The organism is Pseudactinotalea sp. Z1732 (genome assembly GCF_049724975.1).
Taxonomy (GTDB): domain Bacteria; phylum Actinomycetota; class Actinomycetes; order Actinomycetales; family Beutenbergiaceae; genus CALKWS01.
The window spans coordinates 550,254-570,896 of the sequence record NZ_JBMPQC010000001.1 but is presented as its reverse complement, the minus strand read 5'-3'; the positions used below and the strand labels follow the sequence as shown (position 1 = coordinate 570,896).

Here is a 20,643-nt window from a genome sequence, read left to right as displayed (position 1 = left end):
GGGTGGGGCCCCTGTCGTTCACGGCTCGCAGGACCAGCGCCTCGACGAGCGTGCGTCCTGTGATCATAGTGAGGATTCGGGGCCGTGGTGGGCACCGCTGTGCGGCGGGGTGGAACCGGCTGTGGATTGTTGCCCCTCATTCAGCGGTTGTTCGGTCCTTGTTCACCCTGTTCGCGAGGCCGGAGCCAACGAGGTTTTGGCACGAGACCCTGATGTTGGTGGTTCACAGCCGGATGATGGAGAGAAGGATCATCATCGTCTTCGGTCCTGGGGATCATGGGGATAACTGCCATCGCCGCAGGTCAGCATGGGTGGCGGGCTGGGTAGCCAGCGCGTGGGGATATGCACAGGGCCACGGGCCGGGTGTGGATGGAGGCGCCGGTGCACAGCGCTCACCCACGACATCGGGGGGTCGGTCCACCGTTCCGGAGCGTCTGTCCACGTCTATCCACACCCCTATCCACAACTGTGCATTCGAGTCACGCGGAGGCTGTCGTGGGACCGGTGATCGCGGCGGATGCGGTCGGCCCCGCGAGGAGACAGCCGTGTGGGAACGCAGCAACCGTGTGGTGCGCTGAGCACCGGACGGGGAGTTAGTTGCGGTGCTGCTGCTTGATCCGGTTGGTCAGTTCCGTGACCTGGTTGAAGGTGGAGCGCCGTTCGGCCATCTGTTGACGGATCTTCTTGTTGGCGTGCATCACGGTGGTGTGGTCACGTCCTCCGAACAACTGACCGATCTTGGGCAGGGAGAGTTCGGTGAGTTCGCGACACAGGTACATCGCGATCTGGCGGGCGTTCACCAGTACCCGGGACCGGTCCGCGCTGCACAGTGCCTCGATGGTGACCCCGAAGTAGGTGGCGGTCTGGGCCATGATCGCCGAGGGGGTGATCTCGGCTCCGTCGTCGTCGGTGATCAGGTCCTTCAGAACCATCTCGGCCAGGGACATGTCCACCGTCTGGCGGTTGAGGTTGGCGAAGGCGGTCACCCGGATCAGGGCGCCCTCGAGCTCACGGATGTTGGAGGAGATCTTCGAGGCGATGTACTCCAGCACGTCACTGGAGGCCTGCAGCGACTCACTGCCCGCCTTCTTGCGCAGGATGGCGATGCGGGTCTCCAGGTCGGGCGGCTGGACGTCGGTGAGCAGACCCCACTCGAACCGGGACCGCAGCCTGCCCTCGAACCCGGTGAGTTGCTTCGGCGGCAGGTCGGAGGTGATCACCACCTGCTTGTTCGCGTTGTGCAGGGTGTTGAAGGTGTGGAAGAACTCCTCCATCGTCTGTTCCTTGCCCTGCAGGAACTGGATGTCGTCGATGAGCAGCACCTCGACCTCGCGGTACCGGCGCTGGAAAGCCTCGGCCTTGTCATCGCGGATGGAGTTGATGAAGTCGTTGGTGAACTCCTCGGAGTTGACGTACCGAACTCGGATGCCCGGGTACAGGTTCTTGGCGTAGTGCCCGATCGCGTGCAACAGGTGGGTCTTGCCCAGCCCCGAGTCACCGTAGATGAACAGCGGGTTGTACGCCTTGGCCGGGGCTTCGGCCACGGCGGTCGCGGCGGCGTGGGCGAACCGGTTGGACGAGCCGATCACGAACGTTTCGAAGGTGTAGTTCGGGTTCAGCCGCGCATGCGGGTCCACCCCGGTGGAGTAGGTGTCGTTGGAGTAGGTGTCGTTGGTGGCCGGGGGCGCCGGCGCGGGCCGCACCGGGCTGGCCACGGTGGGCGTCTCGGGTTCAGCGGTGGCGACCTCTGCCGGCGCGACCTCCTCCAGGGAAGGGTCCACGGTGACGGCCATCTTGACGTTCTGGGACAGTGCCGCGGACAGAGAGTTGGTGATCGAGTCGCGGGCCCGGGTTTCGATGAAGTCCTTGGCGAAGTCGCTCGGCACGGCCAGCAGCACGGTGTCGTCGATGATTCCGAGCGGTTTGGTCAGTCGGATGAACGCCAACTGGGCGCCGCTGAGCTCACCACGGTCGGTGAGGATCTCGATCGCGCGGTCCCATCCGGCTCCGAGGGCACCGGGATCCAGTGATGGTTCAGACACGGCTCCCCCAGGGACACGGATAGACACGGACGATCCACAAGCCTATCCACAGGCTGTGCATGGTGCCCCGCCATAGGGGTGACCATCGGACCAGGACTGTGGACAGTACGTTGTGGCAGCCTAACCCCTCCGCGGGTGCGGGGGCCGCGCTATCGGTATCGGCTGTGAGACCGGCTTCGGTCCGCACCGACCTGGCCCCGGAGGGGGATCGTGTCCGCGGCGCCGAGGCGGTGGAACGGGCCTGGAGTACGGTGGCAGCAGCACAGGAGGCCGGAGGCCTGCGATAGCCGGTGATGCTGGTCACGAGGTTTGACCGCTGGTTCGGCACTCACGTATCGTGGGCCAGTCTGTGCGGCCCAGTGCCGTGTCCTTCAGGGGGTTCGCGTCCACAACGTCGATGCCACCGAGGACGCCGCCGAGTGCCGTGAGAATCTTGACGCACTCCCACTTCCCCCGGCGGTGCGAATCGTCGAACGTCTTGGAGTACACCCGTGAGCAAGCGCACCTTCCAGCCGAACAACCGGCGCCGAGCCCGCAAGCACGGCTTCCGGCACCGTATGCGCACCCGTGCCGGCCGCGCGATCCTGGCCTCCCGCCGTCGTAAGGGACGCCAGGAGATCTCCGCCTGAGTCGCGGTGTTGCCGGCATCGCACCGGATGCGGCGCAGCGCTGAGTTCGCCGACACCATCGGTGGTGGCGGCCGCAGCGCCGGTCGCTATCTGGTGGTGCACGCCCTGCTCGACGACGACCCCACCCCGGCCGGACCGGCCCGGGTGGGTTTCGTGGTTTCCAAGGCGGTAGGTGGGGCGGTGCAACGCAACAGGGTGCGCCGTCGGCTGCGAGCGATCATGGCTGAGATCCTGCGGGACGTGCCCGCGGGCGCCGGCCTGGTGATGCGCGCCCGGCCGCCGGCAGCGTCGGCCACGTTCGGGCAGTTGCGGGCCGATGCCAACGCCCAGGTGAGCCGGGCCGTGCGGCGAGGTTCCAGGACGGTGGCGGCATGACCGCCGGTAGGCCCGGTCTGGCCCCGCGAGTGCTGATCGGACTGGTGCGGGCCTACCAGGCGGTTGTCTCTCCCTGGTTCGCACCGCGGTGCCGGTACTACCCCTCGTGTTCCAACTATGCCGTCGACGCGTTGCGCAAGCAGGGCCTGATCCGGGGGTTCGGGCTGGCGGTGTGGCGGGTGCTGCGGTGCAACCCTTGGTCGCTGGGCGGGGTGGACCACGTACCGGAGCACCCTCGATCAGCACGTACCCTCATAGACAGCCTTCCGGGCCATTCGAAGCGGACGCACCATGACGGCGCGGACCGCGACCTGACGTAGCGAAAGAGCGCTTCTCCATGAGTTTCTTCGACAACCTGCTGTGGCCGATCAAATGGGTCGTGGCCTGGATCATGGTCGGCGCGCACGACTTCCTGACCTGGCTCGGGCTCGATTCAGCCGGCGGGTTGACGTGGGCGCTGTCGATCGTGGCGCTGGTGATCGCGATCCGGATCCTGCTGATCCCGCTCTTCGTGAAGCAGATCAAGGCCTCGCGAGGAATGCAGATCCTGCAGCCGGACATGCAGAAGATCCAGAAGAAGTACAAGGGTAAGACCGACCCGGCCTCACGCCAGGCGATGCAGCAGGAAATGATGGCGCTGTACCGCGAGCACGGCACCACCCCGTTCGCGTCGTGCCTGCCGATCCTGGCGCAGATGCCGATCTTCTTCGCCCTGTTCCGGGTGCTGTGGTCGATGCCGGTGCTGGCCGAGGGCAACTACCCCCGCGGCGATGGCACCAGCATCGGGGGACTCACCCAGGAACTGGCGGTCGAGTTCGAGGCGGCGGACTTCTTCGGCGCCACGCTTTCCTCGACCTTCCTGCACTCCGAAGGCCTCGAGCCGAAGATCGTCTCGGTCATCCTCATCATCATGATGTCGTTGACGATGCTGTTCACGCAGCGTCAGTTGACCATGAAGAACATGCCGGCGTCGGCACAGGACAATCCGATGGCGCGTCAGCAGCGGATGCTGATGTACATCCTGCCGGTGGTGTTCGCCGTGACCGGGGTCAATTTCCCGATCGGTGTGCTGATCTACTGGACCACCACCAACGTGTGGTCCCTGGGCCAGCAGTGGTACGTGATCCGGAACAACCCGACGCCGGGCTCGGAGGCCTACCGCAAGTGGGAGGAGCGCAAGGCCCGCAAGGCGGAGAAGAAGGGCCAGCCCCTGGAGGACAGCGAGGAGGAGCCGGAGCCCGAGAAGCCGCGCGGCCAACGACAGCAGCCAGTGGGTAAGGCTCGGGCGAAGAAGCTCGGGGTGCGCCCCGGGGAGGTGCTCGCGGGTGAGGAGGATCCCGACGACGCGGTCTCCCCTGCCGGGAAGGACGCTGCCGGGAAGGACGTGGCCGGGAAGGACGCTGCCGGGAAGGACGCCCAAGCCCCGGAGGCCGATGCCAAGGGTTCCGCGCCGTCCAATCAGGATGGTTCGTCAACCGGCCAGGATTCGGACCAGCCCGGCAGTGCCCACCATGCCTCTGCCGCCGCCGCGAGCGGCCGGAAGAATCACCCGGGTGGCAAGCCCGGAAATAGCAAGAAGCGCAAGAAGCGCAAGCAGAAGAAGTCCCGTCGCTGAGCCAAAGGACCCGTCACTCCATGACTGAACAGACCGCTGCGCGCCCTGAACCGGCTGACGCCGTCGGCGCCGACACCGCCGATCGCACCACCTCCCGCCTGGAGGAGGAGGGTGAGATCGCCGCGGACTATCTGGAGGAGTTCCTCGACATCGTCGACCTCGACGGTGACATCGAGTTGGATATCGACCACGGCCGAGCCGCCGTCGAGATCGTGGCGGAGTCCGACTCCCAGGCGCGGCTGTCCCGACTGGTGGGCTCCGATGGTGAGGTGCTGGACGCTCTGCAGGAACTGACGCGCCTGGCGGTGCAGACCCGCACCGGTGAGCGCAGCCGGCTGATGCTCGACATCGCCGGGCACCGGGCAGGTCGGCGCCGGGAGTTGACGGAGTTGGCCGAACAGGCGATCGCGCAGGTCAGGAGCACCGGTGAGGAGGTCTCGTTGCCGTCGATGAATCCGTTCGAGCGCAAGGTGGTCCACGACGCGGTCGCGGCGGCCGAGTTGGTGAGCGACTCCGAAGGTGTGGAACCCCACCGGCGAGTGGTGATCAGGGCCGAGTCCTCGTGAAGCCGCTGCGTCGTCCGGTCCGGCGACCGCTGGACCGGAGTTGGTGATGTCCTGGGAGGCCACCAACCCGGAGCGCAGCCGCGAGATCCTGGGACTGGGCTACGCCGGTGCGGTCCGGTTCGGTGAACTGCTCGCCGAGCACGGGGAGGAACGCGGCCTGATCGGACCCCGGGAACTCGAGCGACTGTGGCCTCGTCACGTTCTGAACAGCGCCGCCGTAGCCCCGTTCCTACCGCAGTCGGGCAGCGTGGCCGATGTTGGTTCCGGCGCGGGCCTGCCGGGGATGGTTCTCGCGTTGATCCGCCCGGATCTGGAGTTCCATCTGATCGAGCCGATGGAGCGGCGGGTCGCGTGGCTGACGGAAGTGGTCGACGAGTTGGACCTGGACAACGTGACGCTGCACCAGGTGCGCGCTGAAGAACTGCACGGCCGGGTCTCGTTCGAGGCTGTCACCGCGCGGGCGGTGGCGGTAATGAAGAAGTTGGTGCCGATCACGATGCCACTGGTGGCCCCCGGTGGGTCCCTGATCGCCCAGAAGGGCGGGCGTGCCGCGGCCGAGGTCGCCGATGCGCGCAAGGTCTTGCGGTCACACGGCGGCGGGCAGACGCAGGTGCACGAGGTGGACTTGCTCGGCGATGGTGAGGTCACCCGAATCGTGCAGGTGCGTGCGGAGAAGGCCTGAGGCTCACGGGCCCGATGTGCTCTGTGCGTGGAGCATCGCCACGAAGCGTCGGTTCATCAGCGTAGTACGTACGTATGAATCGCTTCCGGATGGCGCAGGTTGCGTGGGGAACCTGGCGTGGACTCGGCACCGCAGAGGAGCTTGCTCGTGATCTGGTACGCGCCGCACCCGCCGCAAACGGCCGAACTGGTTGGAACAGACGCAACGCAGAGCCGAAGCTCCTCCTGCTAGGTATGCCCGAAGTGCCTGCTGCGGCCGCGGTCGCGGCTCAAGAATCGGCTTGACCCGAGGAAAGTTCAGCCGTCCTTTGGCCGGACTGGCAGGAATCGACGGTGATGCCTGATCTGCACACGTGGATCGGGGCCCGGCATAGGAACTCGGAGCGAGAGGATCCGGTGTTACCGAAGTAGGCGGGAACGCCGTCAGCGATCACAGGAGGGCCACGTCGTCCGGGGGCAGAAGGATGCCCGGAACTCGATCAGGCTGTGCGCATGAACTGTCCCGGAGGGATCGTTGGACGAAGCACCTCCGCCGACCGCGCGAGTTCGGCCTCGTGGACATGGGCTGCTTCAGGATTGATCGCGCCGCGGCCAGTAGGTGTGCACTCAGCGGCTTTCGTAGGTAGCTTCCGGGTTCTTTGCCGCGCGCTGCTGACGGCGTGGTGCGTTCGAGTATCGGTGGCGTCCATGCGCCGGGAGACGCAGGAGGTCCGTGGACCGGTGTGTCGGAACGTGCGCGGTGGGCGAGCGACGAAGGGCCGCTCGCCGTCGATCCGGGGAGCCTCCATCCTGCGATGGAGCGTGGACACGTCGCGACGTTTGGCGTGTCGTTGGTGCCCGACTGGGCGCGCTTCGCTGCCGGGTGCCGGAGCCATGGGGACGCGGGTGTCACGGATGTTTCACGTGGAACCGGTTAGACCTGGGTGGGGCGTGATGTGCAACCGGAACCAGGTGTGCCTGACCTGACTCTGCTCGATCAGAGGATGCGGAGCGCCTCGCGGTGACGTTGACGTTTCACGTGGAACAGCAGCGCCGGATCGCCCCGCGCAGCGCTTCACGTGGGAACAGGCGCATCTGGAGTGCCGCGGTGCGGCGCGGTGCTTCACGCGGATCTGAGCGGGTCCGGCTGGGGCATGGTGGGGTCACGGAGAACCGCGTGGGTCCGGCCGTGACGCGATGTTTGACGTGGAACCCGGGTGGGTCCGCCTGTGATGCGACGTTTCCGGTGGAACCCGGGTGGGTCCGCCTGTGACGCAAGGTTTCACGTGAAACCTGCACACGGCGCCGCACACTGCGGTTACGCTGCAGCAGCCGCGATGCAGGCCTCTGCACCCGGGTTGCCGACCAGTTCGACGATCCACGTGAAACATCGGTGTTCCACACATGAAACAAGGTCGGTTCGAGGATGGCCGGTCATTATCTACGGGACGGACCGAAGGCTGGAAGGAATCTCGGAGCGTACCCAGACGAATCCAGACGCCTGGAGGGTTACGGACGCCGACCCGCGGGGCTGAGTGGAAACTCTGCAAGGCCGTCGCGTTGCCGGAGGCGGTTCCAGCGTGCGCTGTTTCACGTGAAACCAGTGCGCCGATGGCCAGGATCGTCGGTTGCTCCGTCTACCCTGGGAGAACCGCCCCGACCACGTGAGGAAGGCGATGTCGCAGGACCATGGCCACGCTCTTGACCGGCAGACCGAGACGCCGCAGCCCGCAGTTGCGCGCAACGGTGACAATGAGGTGATCGGCCGCGACGAGGCGCATCGCCGAGCGATCTTGGACGCAATCCCCCTGATGGACGAGTCGACACCGCTGGCCGCTGAACTCGCGAACAACGCTCGGCGGCGCGCGGCGTTGGCGGGGCAGACGTTCCCTGTTCCACGTGAAACCAGGATCTTCACCGTCGCCAACCAGAAGGGTGGGGTGGGCAAGACCACGACGACGGTCAACCTCGCCGCAGCGCTGGCCAAGGGGGGCCTGGAGGTCCTCGTGATCGACAACGACCCCCAGGGCAACGCCTCGACCGCCCTCGGCGTCGAGCATCACAGCGGCACCCCCTCGACGTATGACGTCTTGATCAACGATGTGCCGATGATCGACGTGGTCCAGGTCTCCCCTGATATTCCGGGCCTTCTCTGCGTCCCGGCCACGATCGACCTCTCCGGTGCCGAGATCGAACTGGTCTCGCTCGTGGCTCGAGAGAACCGGCTGCGTAACGCGCTCGACGCCTACCTCGCCGAGCGGCAGCGTCGCGGTGAGCGACGCCTCGACTACGTCCTCGTTGATTGCCCCCCTAGCCTCGGACTGCTCACGGTGAACGCCTTCGTCACCGCACGCGAAGTACTCATTCCGATTCAATGTGAGTACTACGCGTTGGAGGGCCTGAGCCAACTGCTCAACAATATCAACCTGATTCGGGGTCACCTCAACCCCGATCTGCACGTCTCGACCATCCTGCTCACCATGTTCGACGGGCGCACGAATCTGGCTCACCAGGTTGCCGAGGAGGTTCGGGAGCACTTCCCCGAGCAGACCCTGCGTACAGCGATTCCGCGGTCTGTGCGGATCTCGGAGGCGCCGAGTTACGGACAAACCGTCATCACCTACGATCAGAACTCCTCCGGCGCGCTGGCCTATCGAGAGGCCGCCCGTGAGCTAGCGCGACGGGGTGCCGCCGGAGCGGCGATCAGTAGTGCACCATCCCAGACTGCCGCGGCCGGCGAGGTCGCGCCCGTCTCGTCCGAAGGAGTCAAGTCATGAGTGAGCGTCGGCGAGCGCTGGGCCGCGGGCTCGGCGCCCTGATCCCGTCCGCCCCTTCCGCCGGGGGAGCCCAGCGGCCCGTGGATGTGTTCTTCCCGGAACAGCCCGGAACCGACCGGGACGCCGAGGGCCCCGAGCCGGCATCGACAGCGCTGCCAGATCGCGATGGCCGCAATGATGTACCGCACCAGGGTTCCGACGAGGCATCGCCGGCAGCCGGCAACGGGGGCCTGGGCCGGCCGGTTGCCACTGCTCTCAAAGCACCGAGCGCACAGGATGACGCGTCTGATCCCGCTGTGACCAGCAACGACACAAACGGTACAGATTATGGCAGTGCAAATGTACAAGATGAATCAGGGCTGCTCGAGGTTCCCGGTGCGCGGTTCGCCGAAGTCCCCGTGGAGTCCGTCGAGCCCAATGCACGGCAACCTCGCCAGGTTTTCGACGAGGACGATCTGGACGAGCTCGCTGCCTCGATCCGCGAGGTCGGTGTGCTCCAGCCGGTCGTGGTGCGCCCGAACGGAACAGGCGCGGACGGACAGGCTCGATATGAACTGATCATGGGTGAGCGGCGGTGGCGGGCCAGCCGGTTGGCCGGTGCGGCGACCGTGCCGGCGATCATCCGGGACACCGACTCCGAGGACATGCTTCGGGATGCGTTGCTGGAGAACCTGCACCGCGCCCAACTCAACCCGCTGGAGGAAGCTGCCGCTTACCAGCAACTCCTGGACGACTTCGACTGCACCCACGAGGAGTTGGCGAGCCGTATTGCCCGGTCCCGGCCGCAGATCTCCAACACCCTGAGGTTGCTCAAGCTCCCACCGCTGGTCCAGCGGCGGGTGGCGGCTGGGGTGCTCTCGGCGGGACACGCCCGTGCGCTCCTTGGCCTCAGCGATGGTGCGGCCATGGAGCGGATGGCCCAGCGAATCGTGGCCGAGGGCTTGAGCGTGCGGGCCACCGAGGAACTCGTCACCCTTGGTGAGGAGCCGATGCGACCGGAGATGCGTCGTCGGCCACGGGCGGGCGCGCACAGCGCAGCCCTGGACGACCTCAGCACCCGTCTGTCCGATCAGTTCGACACCAAGGTCAAGGTCGCACTCGGACAACGTAAAGGTCGAATCAATATTGAGTTCGCGTCCGTCCAAGACTTGAACCGGATCCTGGAAATGCTGTCTCCGGCCGATCCGGGTCTGTTCCGGGTGGAGGAGCCGCAAACCGAGGGAACCGGCACCCAGGGCTGACCCGGGCCCCGCCTGGGCCGAGACCGTGCGGATGGCGGCGCAGCGACGGCGCCGCTCGCCCGGAACCGAATCAGGAACGCTGGGAGCGCGCGGCCTCGGTTGCGATCGAGGCATACAACTCCGCCGGGGGGTGGGCCGAGGCGTCGGCAGCCTGGGGAAGCAGGGAGGTCTCGGTCATCCCCGGAGCCACATTGACCTCCAGAAACCAGGGGGTGCCGGCCGAATCGACGATCATGTCGGTGCGGGAGATGTGGGCCAGGCCCAGTTGCTCGTGCGCCAGCAAGGCGAGACCGCCCGCCGCGCGCGTCGTCTCCGGGCCGAGCCGCGCCGGAACGAAGTACTCCGTGCGACCTGCGTTGTACCGGGCGTCATAGTCGTAGGCACCGTCGGTAGCGATCTCCACCACCGGCAGGACCTGCGGCCCCGCACCGAGATCCACCACCGAGACCGCCACCTCGGTGCCGCTGATCGCACGCTCGATCAGTGCAACATCCCCGTAGGAGAAGCAGGAGACCATAGCCTGCGGCAACTGATCGGCCTCGGTGACCAGGCTGACCCCGAGTGCAGACCCGCCCTGGGCCGGCTTGACCACCAACGGAAGGCCGAGGCGGTCCAGCACGGCGCCGAGCACCGTGTGCGCCCCGGCCTCGCGGAACAGGCTCTGGGGCAGGGTCGCGAACTCCGGGGTCGCCGCACCGGCCCGGGCCATCAGGGTCTTGGCCACCGGCTTGTTCCAGGCGATCCGGGATCCGGCCGGATCCGTCCCGACGTAACGCACCCCGACCAGTTCCAGCAGGTCCCGGATCGACCCGTCCTCTCCGGTGGAACCGTGCAGCAATGGCCAGACCACATCCGGTCGGGTGCTGCGCAGGGAGGCCAGCAGGCCCGGATCCACATCCGAGACGTTGGCCGTCAGGCCGGCGCTGCGCAGCGCCTCGGCCACCCGCCGCCCGGACCGGATGGAGATGTCACGCTCATGGGACAGCCCGCCGGCCAGGATGAGTACGTCCAGTGGTGTGGTCGTCGTTGACTGGGTCATAGTGCCTCTCTCTGCGGGGGTGCCGCTCAGGCCTGGTCCGGGGCCGGGAAGTGCTGGCCGGGGACATCACGGTGCTGCGGAACGCCGGTGCCGAACATGTCGACCAGTTCGGCCTCGGAACTGATCACACCGGCGAGCCGGCGAACGCCCTCGGTGATGCGTTCCGGCGTCGGGTAGCAGTAGGAAAGGCGCAGGTGTGCCCCGCCCTGCCCGTCGGCGTAGAAGGCGGTACCGGGCACGTAGGCCACCCGTGCGGTCACCGCGCGCGGGAGCATCGCCTGGGCGTCGAGCCCCGTGGGGAGGGTGACCCAGGTGTAGAAGCCCCCAGCGGGAACCGTCCACCGCGCCCCGGGCAGGTACTCGGCCAGGGCGGCCAGGGTGGCGTCGCGCCGTTCCCGGTAGATCTGCTGATAGGCCTTGATCTGGCCGCGCCAGTCGGACGTGGCAAGGTAGTTGGCGATGGACAACTGGCTCATCATCGACGGGCACAGGATCGCCGACTCGCTGGCCAGCACCAGCCGCTCCCGCACCGCGTGCGGCGCGAGTGCCCAGCCCACGCGGTACCCGGGGGCGAAGGTCTTGGAGAACGAACCCAGGTAGATCACACTCTCGGGGTCCAGGGTCTGCAGGGCGGGCTCGGGCTCGGCGTCGAACCCGAGCAGACCGTAGGGATTGTCCTCCAGCACCAGGACGTCGTAGCGGCGAGCGATCTGCAGGATCTGGGGGCGTCGGGCAGCCGACAGACTCACCCCAGCCGGATTGTGGAAGTTCGGGACGGTGTAGAGCATCTTGACCCGCCGGCCCGCCCGCCGCAGTCCGGCCAGGGTCTCCTCCAGAGCCTCGGGAATCAGCCCGTCGTCGTCCATCGGCACGTGTACCACGTCAGCCTGATAGGCCCGGAACACCCCCAGGGCACCGACGTAACTGGGAGCCTCGGCGACCACCACGTCACCAGGATCGATGAACACCCGCGTGACCAGATCGAGGGCGTGCTGGGAGCCGGTGGTGACCACCACGTCGTCCGGGTGGGCGCTGATGCCCTCAAGGGCCATCACGTCCAGAATCTGCTCCCGCAGGCCCTCCTCGCCCTGACCCGAACCGTACTGCAGCGCCACCGCACCCCGTTCGGCGAGCAGCCGCTCGGTGCCGCGTGCGATCTCCTCCAAGGGAAGTGAGGCCAGGTTCGGCATCCCCCCGGCCAGCGAGACCACCTCGGGACGGTTGGCGACGGCGAACAGAGCCCGGATCTCCGAGGCACGCATACCGTGCGTACGCTGCGCGTAACTGGACAGCCACGGGTCGAGCCGGGTCCCCCCACCCGCGCCACCGGCCGGTCCGGCCGCCGGGGTGACGCCTGGAGGGTCGGCCTGTCCCGACTCGCTCATCTGCTCTCCGATCGGTGCGGACGTCAGTGCAGGAACTCCTGCAACTCCGAGAGGAAGGCCTGTTTGGGGCGCGAGCCCACGATCGACTTCTTCAACTCGCCATTCTCGTACACGTTGATGGTCGGGATCGACACTACGCCGTAGGCGGCAGCAACGGCCTGGTTCTCCTCGACATCCACCTTGGTCACCTTGAGCCGGCCCTCCAACTCCGTGGCAACCTCCTGCAGGATCGGTGCGAACTGGACGCACGGTCCGCACCACGCGGCCCAGAAGTCGACGACCACCGGCCCCTGGGCCTGCAGGACCTCGTCCTTGAACGTCTCGTCGGTGACGTGGGTGATAGTGCTCATCGATACTCCTGGTGAGGCGTGTGCGGTTGGCACCGGCGCTGGGCGCCAGTGGGGCGGGGTGGTGGACGCCTGGGGCGTTGCCGGGTAGGCGATCGCCGGCTTCCGGCGGGCAGCCCCTGGTTCGTTGCGGCGGACTGGGTGGCGCGTTCGCGGCGCCGAGGCTCAGGTCGCGGCGACGGCGACCGGGTCGGCCTCGGGAGTCTGCGTGGCGGTCCGGTCCGGGGTGCCGGCCGCCTCGAGGTCGGCCAGGTAGCGTTCGGCGTCCAGCGCGGCGGCGCATCCGGTTCCGGCTGCGGTGATGGCCTGGCGGTAGTGGTGGTCCACCACGTCGCCGCAGGCGAAGACTCCGGGCAGGTTGGTCCGGGTGGAGGGGTGCTCCACGTCGATATAGCCCTCGGAGTTCAGGTCCACCTGTCCACTGACCAGTTCGGTGCGAGGCAGATGTCCGATCGCCACGAAGATGCCGGTGGCTCCCACCTCACGGGTCTCACCGGTGACGGTGTCGCGCAGGGTTGCGCCGGTGACCTTGTCGGCGCCGTGGATGGCGGCGACCTCGCTGTTCCACGCGAAGGTGATCTTGTCCGAGGCCATTGCCCGGTCGGCCATGATCTTGGAGGCACGCAACTCGTCCCGGCGGTGCACAACGGTCACGGTCTTGCCGAACCGGGTCAGGAACAGCGCCTCCTCCATCGCCGAGTCCCCGCCGCCGATCACGAGGATGTCCTGGTCCCTGAAGAAGAAGCCGTCGCAGGTGGCGCACCAGGACACACCGCGGCCGGACAGTTCCTTCTCCGCCGGAAGGCCCAGCTCCTTGTAGGCCGAGCCGGTCGCCAGGATCACGGCGTGGGCCGAGATGGTCTCATCGTCGGTAGTGACGGTCTTGACGGGACCGGTCAGGTCCACGTCCGTGACGTCCTCCCAGCGGATGTCGGCGCCGAACCGCTCGGCCTGGGCCTGCATCTTCTCCATCAGCTCGGGACCGAGCACGCCGTCGGGGAATCCGGGGTAGTTCTCCACGTCGGTGGTGTTCATCAGCGCGCCACCGGCGGTCAGGGCCCCGGCGAACACGATGGGCGCCAGTCCCGCCCGCGCGGCATAGACCGCCGCGGTGTAGCCGGCGGGGCCGGATCCGATGATGACGACCTGGTGGATGTTCTGTGACATGTTCTTCCTTCACTGGCGATCTGGGTCTGCCTGCTGCAACGCCCGATATGCGCCGGATTGTTCCCGCCTCAGCGCACGCTGACTTCGGCCAACTCGATCCGGTTGCGCCCGTCGGAGTCCGCTACGGGCAGTTCGGGGAACCACAGCACCACAACGTCGGTCTCGGTGGGTTCGGATAGTTCATAGGTGACCTCGGGACCCATCGCGCCCTCCGCGAGCACCGGGCCCTCGTCAGGGTTGTCGGCGTCGCCGGCCCGGATCTGCACGATTCCACCCTCACCCTGGACGTCCAGGGTGACCCTGCTGACGACGGCGGTCTCCTCCAACTCGATGACGAATCCGAGCCCGGGCTTCATCCCGTAGTTGGGATCGTTGTAGCGCAACGACCGCCAGATCGTGTCGGGATTACCGTCCGCGGCCAGGTAGGCCAGGTCCGGGTTGTCATCCAGGGACCGGACGTCCGCCACCGCGGGGTCGGGGCCCTCGGGGGTCTCCTCCTCCGGTTCGGTTTCCTCCTCGGTTTCCTCCTCGACGGGCTCGGTGGTCTCCTCTTCCTCGGTGGGCGTGGCGACCGGCGCAGGGCGGGCGGCATCATCGGGATCGAAGGAGGTCCTGGCCTCACGCAAGGTGCCCAGCGCGAGGGTGCCCGCGACGACGACGGCGGCGATCATGGTCAGGATCACCACCGGGGTGGGGTTGAACCGCTCCGTCTCGTCCTGCGACTCCCAGAGATAGTCGTCGTCGAAGTCCGCGGGTGGTTCCATCCCGGTGGGGGCGGTGGGGTGCGCCACGGGGTAGATGGCGGCCTGATCCTGCGTCTGCACTCCACTGCTGCCCTGCCCGCTCAGTCGCGCGGTGGCACCAGCGGCGCCGGCGGAGTCGCCCCAGGATTCTTCGGAACGTGCGGCCCAGGGTCCTTCCCGGTCCGTCTCGGCGTCGGAACCGGAGGTCCAGGTGCCGGTGAGTTCCCGGGCCGAGTCGGCGAACCGACGGGACATCTCCGCGGTCTTGTCGGCGAAGGACCGTAGGGCCTTACCGGTGGCCGCCGAGGCCGCGCCGATCGCCGAACCCGCCGATGCCGCGCCGGCGCCGATTCCGGCCGCTGCTGCCGAGAGCGCCCCCTTGGCGCCGGAAGCGCCCGTGCCGGCACCACCGGCCGCGGCGCCGGCAGCGCTCACACCGGTTCCGCCGGCGCTCGCCGCTGCGCCCCTGGTGACGGCCGCCGCTCCCGGTGTTCCGGCTGCCGGCGAGCCCGGTGGGTACACACCCGGGGGCAGATCAGCGGTGGGAGGAAGGTCGGTCAAGGGCTCATCGGGCCGTGGCAGCGCCGTTGCGCCGGTCCAGGTGCTCGTCGACGCTTCCCCAGAAGAGTCGAGGGCCTCGGGGTCGGCGGTGTCTCCCGCCGGTGAGCCGCCGGGGTGCGCGGCCTGCAGGTGCGGTTCGAACGCGGCCCGTTCGTGGCGCGCCACGTAGGTGTCGAGCACATGGGCCGGTGGCGCCTCCTCCGGGGCGATCAGGGCCTCGAACTCGGGCAGGTCGCCGACCGGGGGCGGCGGCTGCGGCGCCCATCGGGACGTGTCGAACGTCCTGGGTTCGGCAGGCCCGCCATCGCCCGCGGCCGAGGTGGGGTCGGGCCGATCGGCGCCGGGACCCGTGCCGCCGTCGTCGTCGTGCTGTCCCGCACCGGCGGCTGCGGCCGCCGATCCGGCCACGCCGGCCACACCGACGCCCGCGAGGACGGTCCCACCAGCCTCGTCAGCGGCACCTGCTGCCCCGGTGTCGTGCGGACCGGCCGCAGGGCCGGGTAGATGCACACGGCCCTCACCCGGCTCCGTCCAGGGCGCCAAGTCGCGCACGAGCTCCCCAGGTGTGAAGGGACCGTCCCGGTGCGGTCCGAAGGTCACCGCGCACAAGGTGTCCAGATCGTCCGGGATGCCCTGCAGCAATTCGGCCGGGGGCACGGGTTGGTCGTTGTACCGCTGGGCCAGCGGTACCGTGCCCGCCAGGTCCGCCGCGCCGGGCCAGTGTCCGGTCAGGGCGGTGTAGAGCAACGCCACCAGGTCCACGGTGTCGGTTCGGGCAGCCTCACGCGCGGACTCGGCCGAGACCCCCGCTGCGGCCGCATCGATCGCCAGGCCGGTGACGAGCACCTGCCCCGAGGGTGTCCGATACAGCGACTCTGGCCCGAGCCGCAGGTGTCGCACGCCGCGTCGGCGGGCCACCTCCAGGGCGGCGGCCGCCTCCCCGATCAGGGTGCGCGCCTGGTCCGGGTCCACCCGGCCGGCGCCGACCAGTTCGGCCAGGCTACGTCCCTGGAGTATCTCGGTGACGATGAAGCCGGTGCCCTCATGGGTCCCCACACGCAGGATCCGCAACAGCCGGTCGTCAGCAACCAGCGCCGCCCGGCGCGCTCCATCCAGGGCTGCCTCACGGTGCGTGCCCGCAACGGTGGAGATGTACACCTGCTTGTCCAGGATCGTGTCGGCGCCCAGCCAGCCCTCGGCGCCCTCCTGCGGTGAGATCAACCGGTACCGCCCGGCCAGGACATCACCAGCCTTCAGGGAGGCAGCCGCGGGCACAGTCATCTGCGTTGCCCTCCCGTTGTCGACTCCGGTGATCCTGCCCCATATCGTACGCATCCCCGAGGACCCCGGGATGCGCGCCATCAGCGGCGCCACCCGGGTGGTCAACGGCGCGGCCAGGGTCCCGATCCGGACCATGAGGTCATCCAGTTCGCTGACCCGCAACCGGCGCAGCGCGATGAAGTACAGCAGCGCCATCAGGGTCCCGAGGACGAGGACCCGTAGCAGCGCCCCGGCGAAGTTGGTCTGCACCCCCCACAGGTGCACCAGCCCCCAGCCCACCCCGGTGGGAATGATCAGCGCCAGGGTCAGCCGTACGTAGGTGCGCAGGATCCGCGCCCCGTCCAGGGTGCGCAGCTTGCGGCGCAACGCCAGGTAGGAGACCAGCGCACCGAACATCAGCGAGACGGAGTTGGCCACGGCCGATCCCACCACCCACCAGTGAACGGGCAGCAGCAGATAGGCGAGGACGCAGCCCACGATCTGGATCAGGGCCATCGGGATCTGGAAGAAGAACAGTGCCTTGGTGTCCTCGTAGGCGAAGTAGACCCGCTGGGTCATGGTCCAGATTGCGATCGCCGGCAACCCGATCACCATGGCCACCAGGACCGCCCCGACAGCCTGGTAGGCCTCGAAGGTTGCCACGTCGAACTGGACCACCTGGATCACCGGGATCGCCAGGACCGCCAGCGCGCCGGCGGCGAACACGGTGAACACTCCGAGCGTGCGCAGCCCCATCGACAGGTCCTCGCGCACCTGTGTGGCGTCCCCAGCGGCGGCGTTGGCGGACAGGCGCGTGAAGATCGCGGTGACCAGGGAAACCGTGATCAACGACTGCGGCAGCATGAAGACCAGGAACGCGGCGTCGTGGGCGGCGTTACCGGCGGCGTAGGTACCGGCTTGCTCCGCGGCGGTGGAGGCTGCGGCGGCCAGGTTGGAGATGGCCAGGAATCCGACCTGTCCGGCCAGCAGCGCCAGGAATGCCCACCAGGCCACCCGTCCGGCGCTGCCGAGACCGGAACCGCGGATGCCCCAGCGGAACCGGAACTTGAAGCCCGAACGCGTCAGTGGGATCACCAGGATCGCCGCCTGGGCCACCACGCCCAGGGTGGCCGAACCGGCCAACAGGGCGATCCTTCCGGCGGTGAAGGCCGCCGCCGGGTCGGGGTCGGCCGGGTCGAAGGAGCCGAAGACCACCAGGTAGATGATCAGCCCGATGATGGCGAACAAGTTGTTCACCGCCGGTGCCCACATGTACGGGCCGAACACCGACCGGGCGTTCAGCACCTGCCCCAGCAGGGTGTACATGCCGTAGAAGAACAGTTGCGGTAGGCACCACATCGCGAACGCGACCGCTACCGAGGCCCACGGACCGGAGCGGAACTCCGCGGCGTACAGGGTCACCAGAACGGGTGCGGCCAGGGTGAGGAGCACCGTCACCACGGCCAGCACGGTGCCGGCCAGGGTGAGCAAGCGGTTGACGTAGTCCTGCCCACCATCGTGCTGGCGCATCGCCCGCACGATCTGAGGCACCAGGACTGCGTTCAGCACACCGCCTGCGATGAGCATGTAGATGATGTTCGGGATCTTGTTCGCCACCGCGAAGGAGTCCGCGGCGCCACCGAGGGTGTAGATCGCGGCGATCAGCAGCGCCGAACGCACCAGCCCCAGCACCCGGGAGGTCAGGGTGCCGGCGAACATCACCGCGGCTGATCCGGCCAGCCCGCCTCGTCTGCTCATCGCCTCTTCTCTTCGCTACTGGCCCCTCCGGGCACGGATGATGATGTGCTCCCGGCGCCGGAAACCCCGTGGGCACCGGGGTTCTCAGCACCCGAGTCCATCTTCCTGGGAGCAGATGCTGCCGGGCCGGCCGGAGATGTCCCGGACGCCGCAGACGCCCCGGCCGGTCCAGCCGGGTCGAACCGGCGCTTACCGGAGCGGATGGTGCGCACCAACCCGATCAGGAACGCCACGGCGAGCAGCACCGCCACCACGGCGGTGCCGATGTCCTCCCAGTCCGCGCGCACCCGGACCACGAAGGAGGCGCCCTGCCCCACGACCTCGCCCTCGGGTTCGGTGAGCAACTGCACATCCAGTTCCACGTTGCCGTTGGCCACCGCCTGGATCGGTACCCTGACGGTGGTGATCGTCTCCGGGTCCAGCACCGCCGTAATGGGTTCGGAGGCCCGCAGCCTAGGATCCTGGGGTTGCAGCGCCACCGTGACCTGTGCGGGCACCGGTAGGTCGTTGGCCACCGCGACCGGCAGTTCTCCGCTGTGGTTGATCAGCAGCACCGAACTGCCCGGTTCCACCCGGACCGCCCCGGTCAGTTCGGCACCGAGGTCCGCGACCCGTTCCAGCAACTCATCCCGCGCCCCGGCCTCGTTCGCCCATGACGCGCTCAGGGAGGTCAGCAGCCCCGGTTGCACCTGGTCGAGCAACCCCTGCCGATCGGGCAGGGTGGCGGCGAGGTTCGCCATGTCGTCGTGCATCTGCTCCAGGTCCAGCACCTCCTCCGGTGCCAGCCGGTGCGGGTCGGGCAAGGTGGCCGTGGCGGCCGTGCGCGGCTCGCTCCCGCTCCCGGGAGTGCGTCCGAGCAACTCGCGCAGGTTGGCCAGGTCCATCCAGGGCGCGTCGGCCAGTTCCCGGAGGTGACCGTCAAGGTCCGCTTCGGACACGTCCCGGGGGAGGGTGGCGAGGAAACCGGGCCCGTCCTCGCCGGACTCGCGCATCGCCGCAGCGGTGTCGGCCAGGAGCAGCTGGCGGGCGGTGAGGGAGTCCAGTTCGGCGCCGGAGGCGTCGTGGCCGGTCAGCAGGGCCGAGATGCGTTCATCAGGAACGACGGCGCGCACCTCCCCGGCGGTGGTGCTCACCTGCGTGGGACTGCCGGGCAGGCCTGCCGGGGCGTCGGGGGCCAGGGTGTCCTCGGGGGTCACCACGACCTGGGCGTCCTCCCCGGCCAGGGCGGCCAGGGTGGTGCCATCGATCCGGCCGCCCGGCCAGTGCACGTCCGTCAGTGGCGCGATCCGGGCTTGGTTCAGCAACGCTGCACCGCGCTGCTGCCCCAGGCGCCACAGGGTGAGGTCGCCGGCGTGGGCCAGTGCCGGCAGGTCGGTGTCGGCGTAGTCCAGCCCCACCACGTCGCGCCTGGCGGTGTGTTCGACCAAGTGGGTGGCCAACTCGTTCGGGTCGGCGCCGGGACCACCCGCGCCGGCGCCGGGGGTCACGTCGGTGGTGTCCTCGCCGGCGGCGCCGTCGTCGTTCTGGTCGCCACCGGCCGCATCGTCCTGACCTTCGCCGTCGGTGCCGCCCCCGCCCGGGGCGTCGTCGTCGGTGCCCTCGGAAGCCTCCGGCGCATCCTGGTCGGTGGGGTTCGATGGTGGGTCGTTGTCATCGGATCCGGGGCCGGTGTCGCTCTCGTCGGCCGGCGTGGCCTGGTCCGGATCGGGGACGCCGGCCTCCTCCGCGCCCAGTTCCAAGGGGGTGGCCGGCACCGGGGGTGCCGATTCCAGCAGTGCTGGATCCAGTGCCCAGGACATCTCCGCCCCCGAGGTCGCGCGGAGCACCGGCAGCAGCCGTGTCGCTGCCACGTCGCCGACCGGGCGGCCCTCGCTGGCTGCCTGGTGCCACTCTGCGCCGGTGGGCGTCAGCGGGGTGAGCACGCTCAGTTCCGCCGGGGACCGCAACGGTGACTCACTCGGGAACCACAGCAGCAGGCTGCGGGCCGATCCGGTGGTGGGCGCCGCCTCCTGGATGCCGGTCACGTCCACCTCGATCCCGCGCGGGCCCCAGGCCGAGGTTTCTGCGAAGGTCGGTGACGAGGGCATCGTGATCGTGAACGCGGTGGTCGAGTGTGGCTCGAGGTCCTCCTCCAGTTCCGCGGTGAACGGGGTCGCCGTGGCGATCAGGGCGGAGGTGGTGCCGTCCTGCCAGGCGTCGACGGCTGCCCGGGTGGTGAGGACATGGCGCTGCATGATCAGTTTCACCGAGGGATCGGTCACCGTGTCGGAGGAGTCGTTGTGCACCGTGGCCCGGATCGTCAGTTCACCCTCTGGTCGCAGCACAGCGGGGGACATCGAGGTCAGTTCCACCCGCAGGGGTTCGGTTCCCTCCTGCGGGTTCGCGGCAGCGGGTGGTGCGGTGAGTGCCAGGCCGAGCCACAACACCGTCACCAGCACACACCCGGCCATGGATCGGGCGCGGGACGGGACGTTCATC

15 protein-coding genes are annotated in these 20,643 nt (G+C 68.4%); 8 read left to right on the top strand and 7 right to left on the bottom strand.

Annotation, left to right across the window (positions count from 1 at the left end):
* Positions 1–593: 593 nt before the first annotated feature.
* The gene (dnaA, locus tag ACPL7H_RS02685) at positions 594–2,042 is read right to left on the bottom strand and encodes a chromosomal replication initiator protein DnaA (protein WP_424787265.1); all 1,449 of its coding nucleotides are present in this window, start codon (positions 2,040–2,042) and stop codon (positions 594–596) included.
* 491 nt (positions 2,043–2,533) lie between these two features.
* Between dnaA and rpmH the strand changes: the two genes are divergently transcribed.
* From rpmH to ACPL7H_RS02645, 8 genes are all read left to right on the top strand, one after another.
* A complete protein-coding gene (gene rpmH / locus ACPL7H_RS02680) occupies positions 2,534–2,671 on the top strand; it encodes a 50S ribosomal protein L34 (protein WP_424787266.1) in 138 nt (45 codons plus the stop codon).
* A 6-nt stretch (positions 2,672–2,677) separates the two neighbouring features.
* Positions 2,678–3,046, top strand: a complete 369-nt coding sequence (gene rnpA, locus ACPL7H_RS02675) for a ribonuclease P protein component (protein ID WP_424795588.1) — start codon at positions 2,678–2,680, stop codon at positions 3,044–3,046.
* A complete protein-coding gene (gene yidD, locus ACPL7H_RS02670; RefSeq protein WP_424795587.1) occupies positions 3,043–3,366 on the top strand; it encodes a membrane protein insertion efficiency factor YidD in 324 nt (107 codons plus the stop codon). Before rnpA ends, yidD begins: the two co-directional genes overlap by 4 nt.
* 17 nt (positions 3,367–3,383) lie before the next feature.
* Positions 3,384–4,661 carry a membrane protein insertase YidC gene (gene yidC, locus ACPL7H_RS02665; protein ID WP_424795586.1) on the top strand — a complete coding sequence of 426 codons (1,278 nt, stop codon included), beginning with the start codon at positions 3,384–3,386 and terminating at the stop codon, positions 4,659–4,661.
* A 20-nt stretch (positions 4,662–4,681) separates the two neighbouring features.
* Entirely contained in the window at positions 4,682–5,227 is a 546-nt protein-coding gene (locus ACPL7H_RS02660; protein WP_424795585.1) for a protein jag, read from the top strand.
* Between the two features lie 46 nt (positions 5,228–5,273).
* Complete coding sequence (rsmG, locus tag ACPL7H_RS02655; RefSeq protein WP_424795584.1) at positions 5,274–5,909, top strand: 16S rRNA (guanine(527)-N(7))-methyltransferase RsmG; 636 nt, start codon at positions 5,274–5,276, stop codon at positions 5,907–5,909.
* Positions 5,910–7,698: 1,789 nt separating this feature from the next.
* A complete protein-coding gene (locus ACPL7H_RS02650; RefSeq protein ID WP_424795788.1) occupies positions 7,699–8,664 on the top strand; it encodes a ParA family protein in 966 nt (321 codons plus the stop codon).
* Positions 8,661–9,905 carry a ParB/RepB/Spo0J family partition protein gene (locus ACPL7H_RS02645; protein ID WP_424795583.1) on the top strand — a complete coding sequence of 415 codons (1,245 nt, stop codon included), beginning with the start codon at positions 8,661–8,663 and terminating at the stop codon, positions 9,903–9,905. The genes ACPL7H_RS02650 and ACPL7H_RS02645 overlap by 4 nt, the downstream gene beginning before the upstream one ends.
* Positions 9,906–9,975: 70 nt before the next feature.
* Here ACPL7H_RS02645 and ACPL7H_RS02640 read toward each other — a convergent pair whose 3' ends face one another.
* From ACPL7H_RS02640 to ACPL7H_RS02615, 6 genes are all read right to left on the bottom strand, one after another.
* Complete coding sequence (locus tag ACPL7H_RS02640; protein ID WP_424795582.1) at positions 9,976–10,944, bottom strand: D-alanine--D-alanine ligase family protein; 969 nt, start codon at positions 10,942–10,944, stop codon at positions 9,976–9,978.
* A 26-nt stretch (positions 10,945–10,970) separates the two neighbouring features.
* Positions 10,971–12,329, bottom strand: a complete 1,359-nt coding sequence (locus ACPL7H_RS02635) for a PLP-dependent aminotransferase family protein (protein ID WP_424795581.1) — start codon at positions 12,327–12,329, stop codon at positions 10,971–10,973.
* Between the two features lie 23 nt (positions 12,330–12,352).
* Positions 12,353–12,679, bottom strand: coding sequence for a thioredoxin (trxA, locus tag ACPL7H_RS02630; RefSeq protein ID WP_424795580.1), 327 nt, complete (start codon positions 12,677–12,679; stop codon positions 12,353–12,355).
* 162 nt (positions 12,680–12,841) lie between these two features.
* Positions 12,842–13,843, bottom strand: a complete 1,002-nt coding sequence (trxB, locus tag ACPL7H_RS02625; protein ID WP_424795579.1) for a thioredoxin-disulfide reductase — start codon at positions 13,841–13,843, stop codon at positions 12,842–12,844.
* Positions 13,844–13,911: 68 nt separating this feature from the next.
* Positions 13,912–18,165 (bottom strand): murein biosynthesis integral membrane protein MurJ, encoded by a 4,254-nt coding sequence (gene murJ / locus ACPL7H_RS02620; protein WP_424795578.1) that lies wholly within the window; start codon positions 18,163–18,165, stop codon positions 13,912–13,914.
* The gene (locus ACPL7H_RS02615; protein ID WP_424795577.1) at positions 18,162–20,642 is read right to left on the bottom strand and encodes a DUF6049 family protein; all 2,481 of its coding nucleotides are present in this window, start codon (positions 20,640–20,642) and stop codon (positions 18,162–18,164) included. The genes murJ and ACPL7H_RS02615 overlap by 4 nt, the downstream gene beginning before the upstream one ends.
* Position 20,643 lies beyond the last annotated feature (1 nt).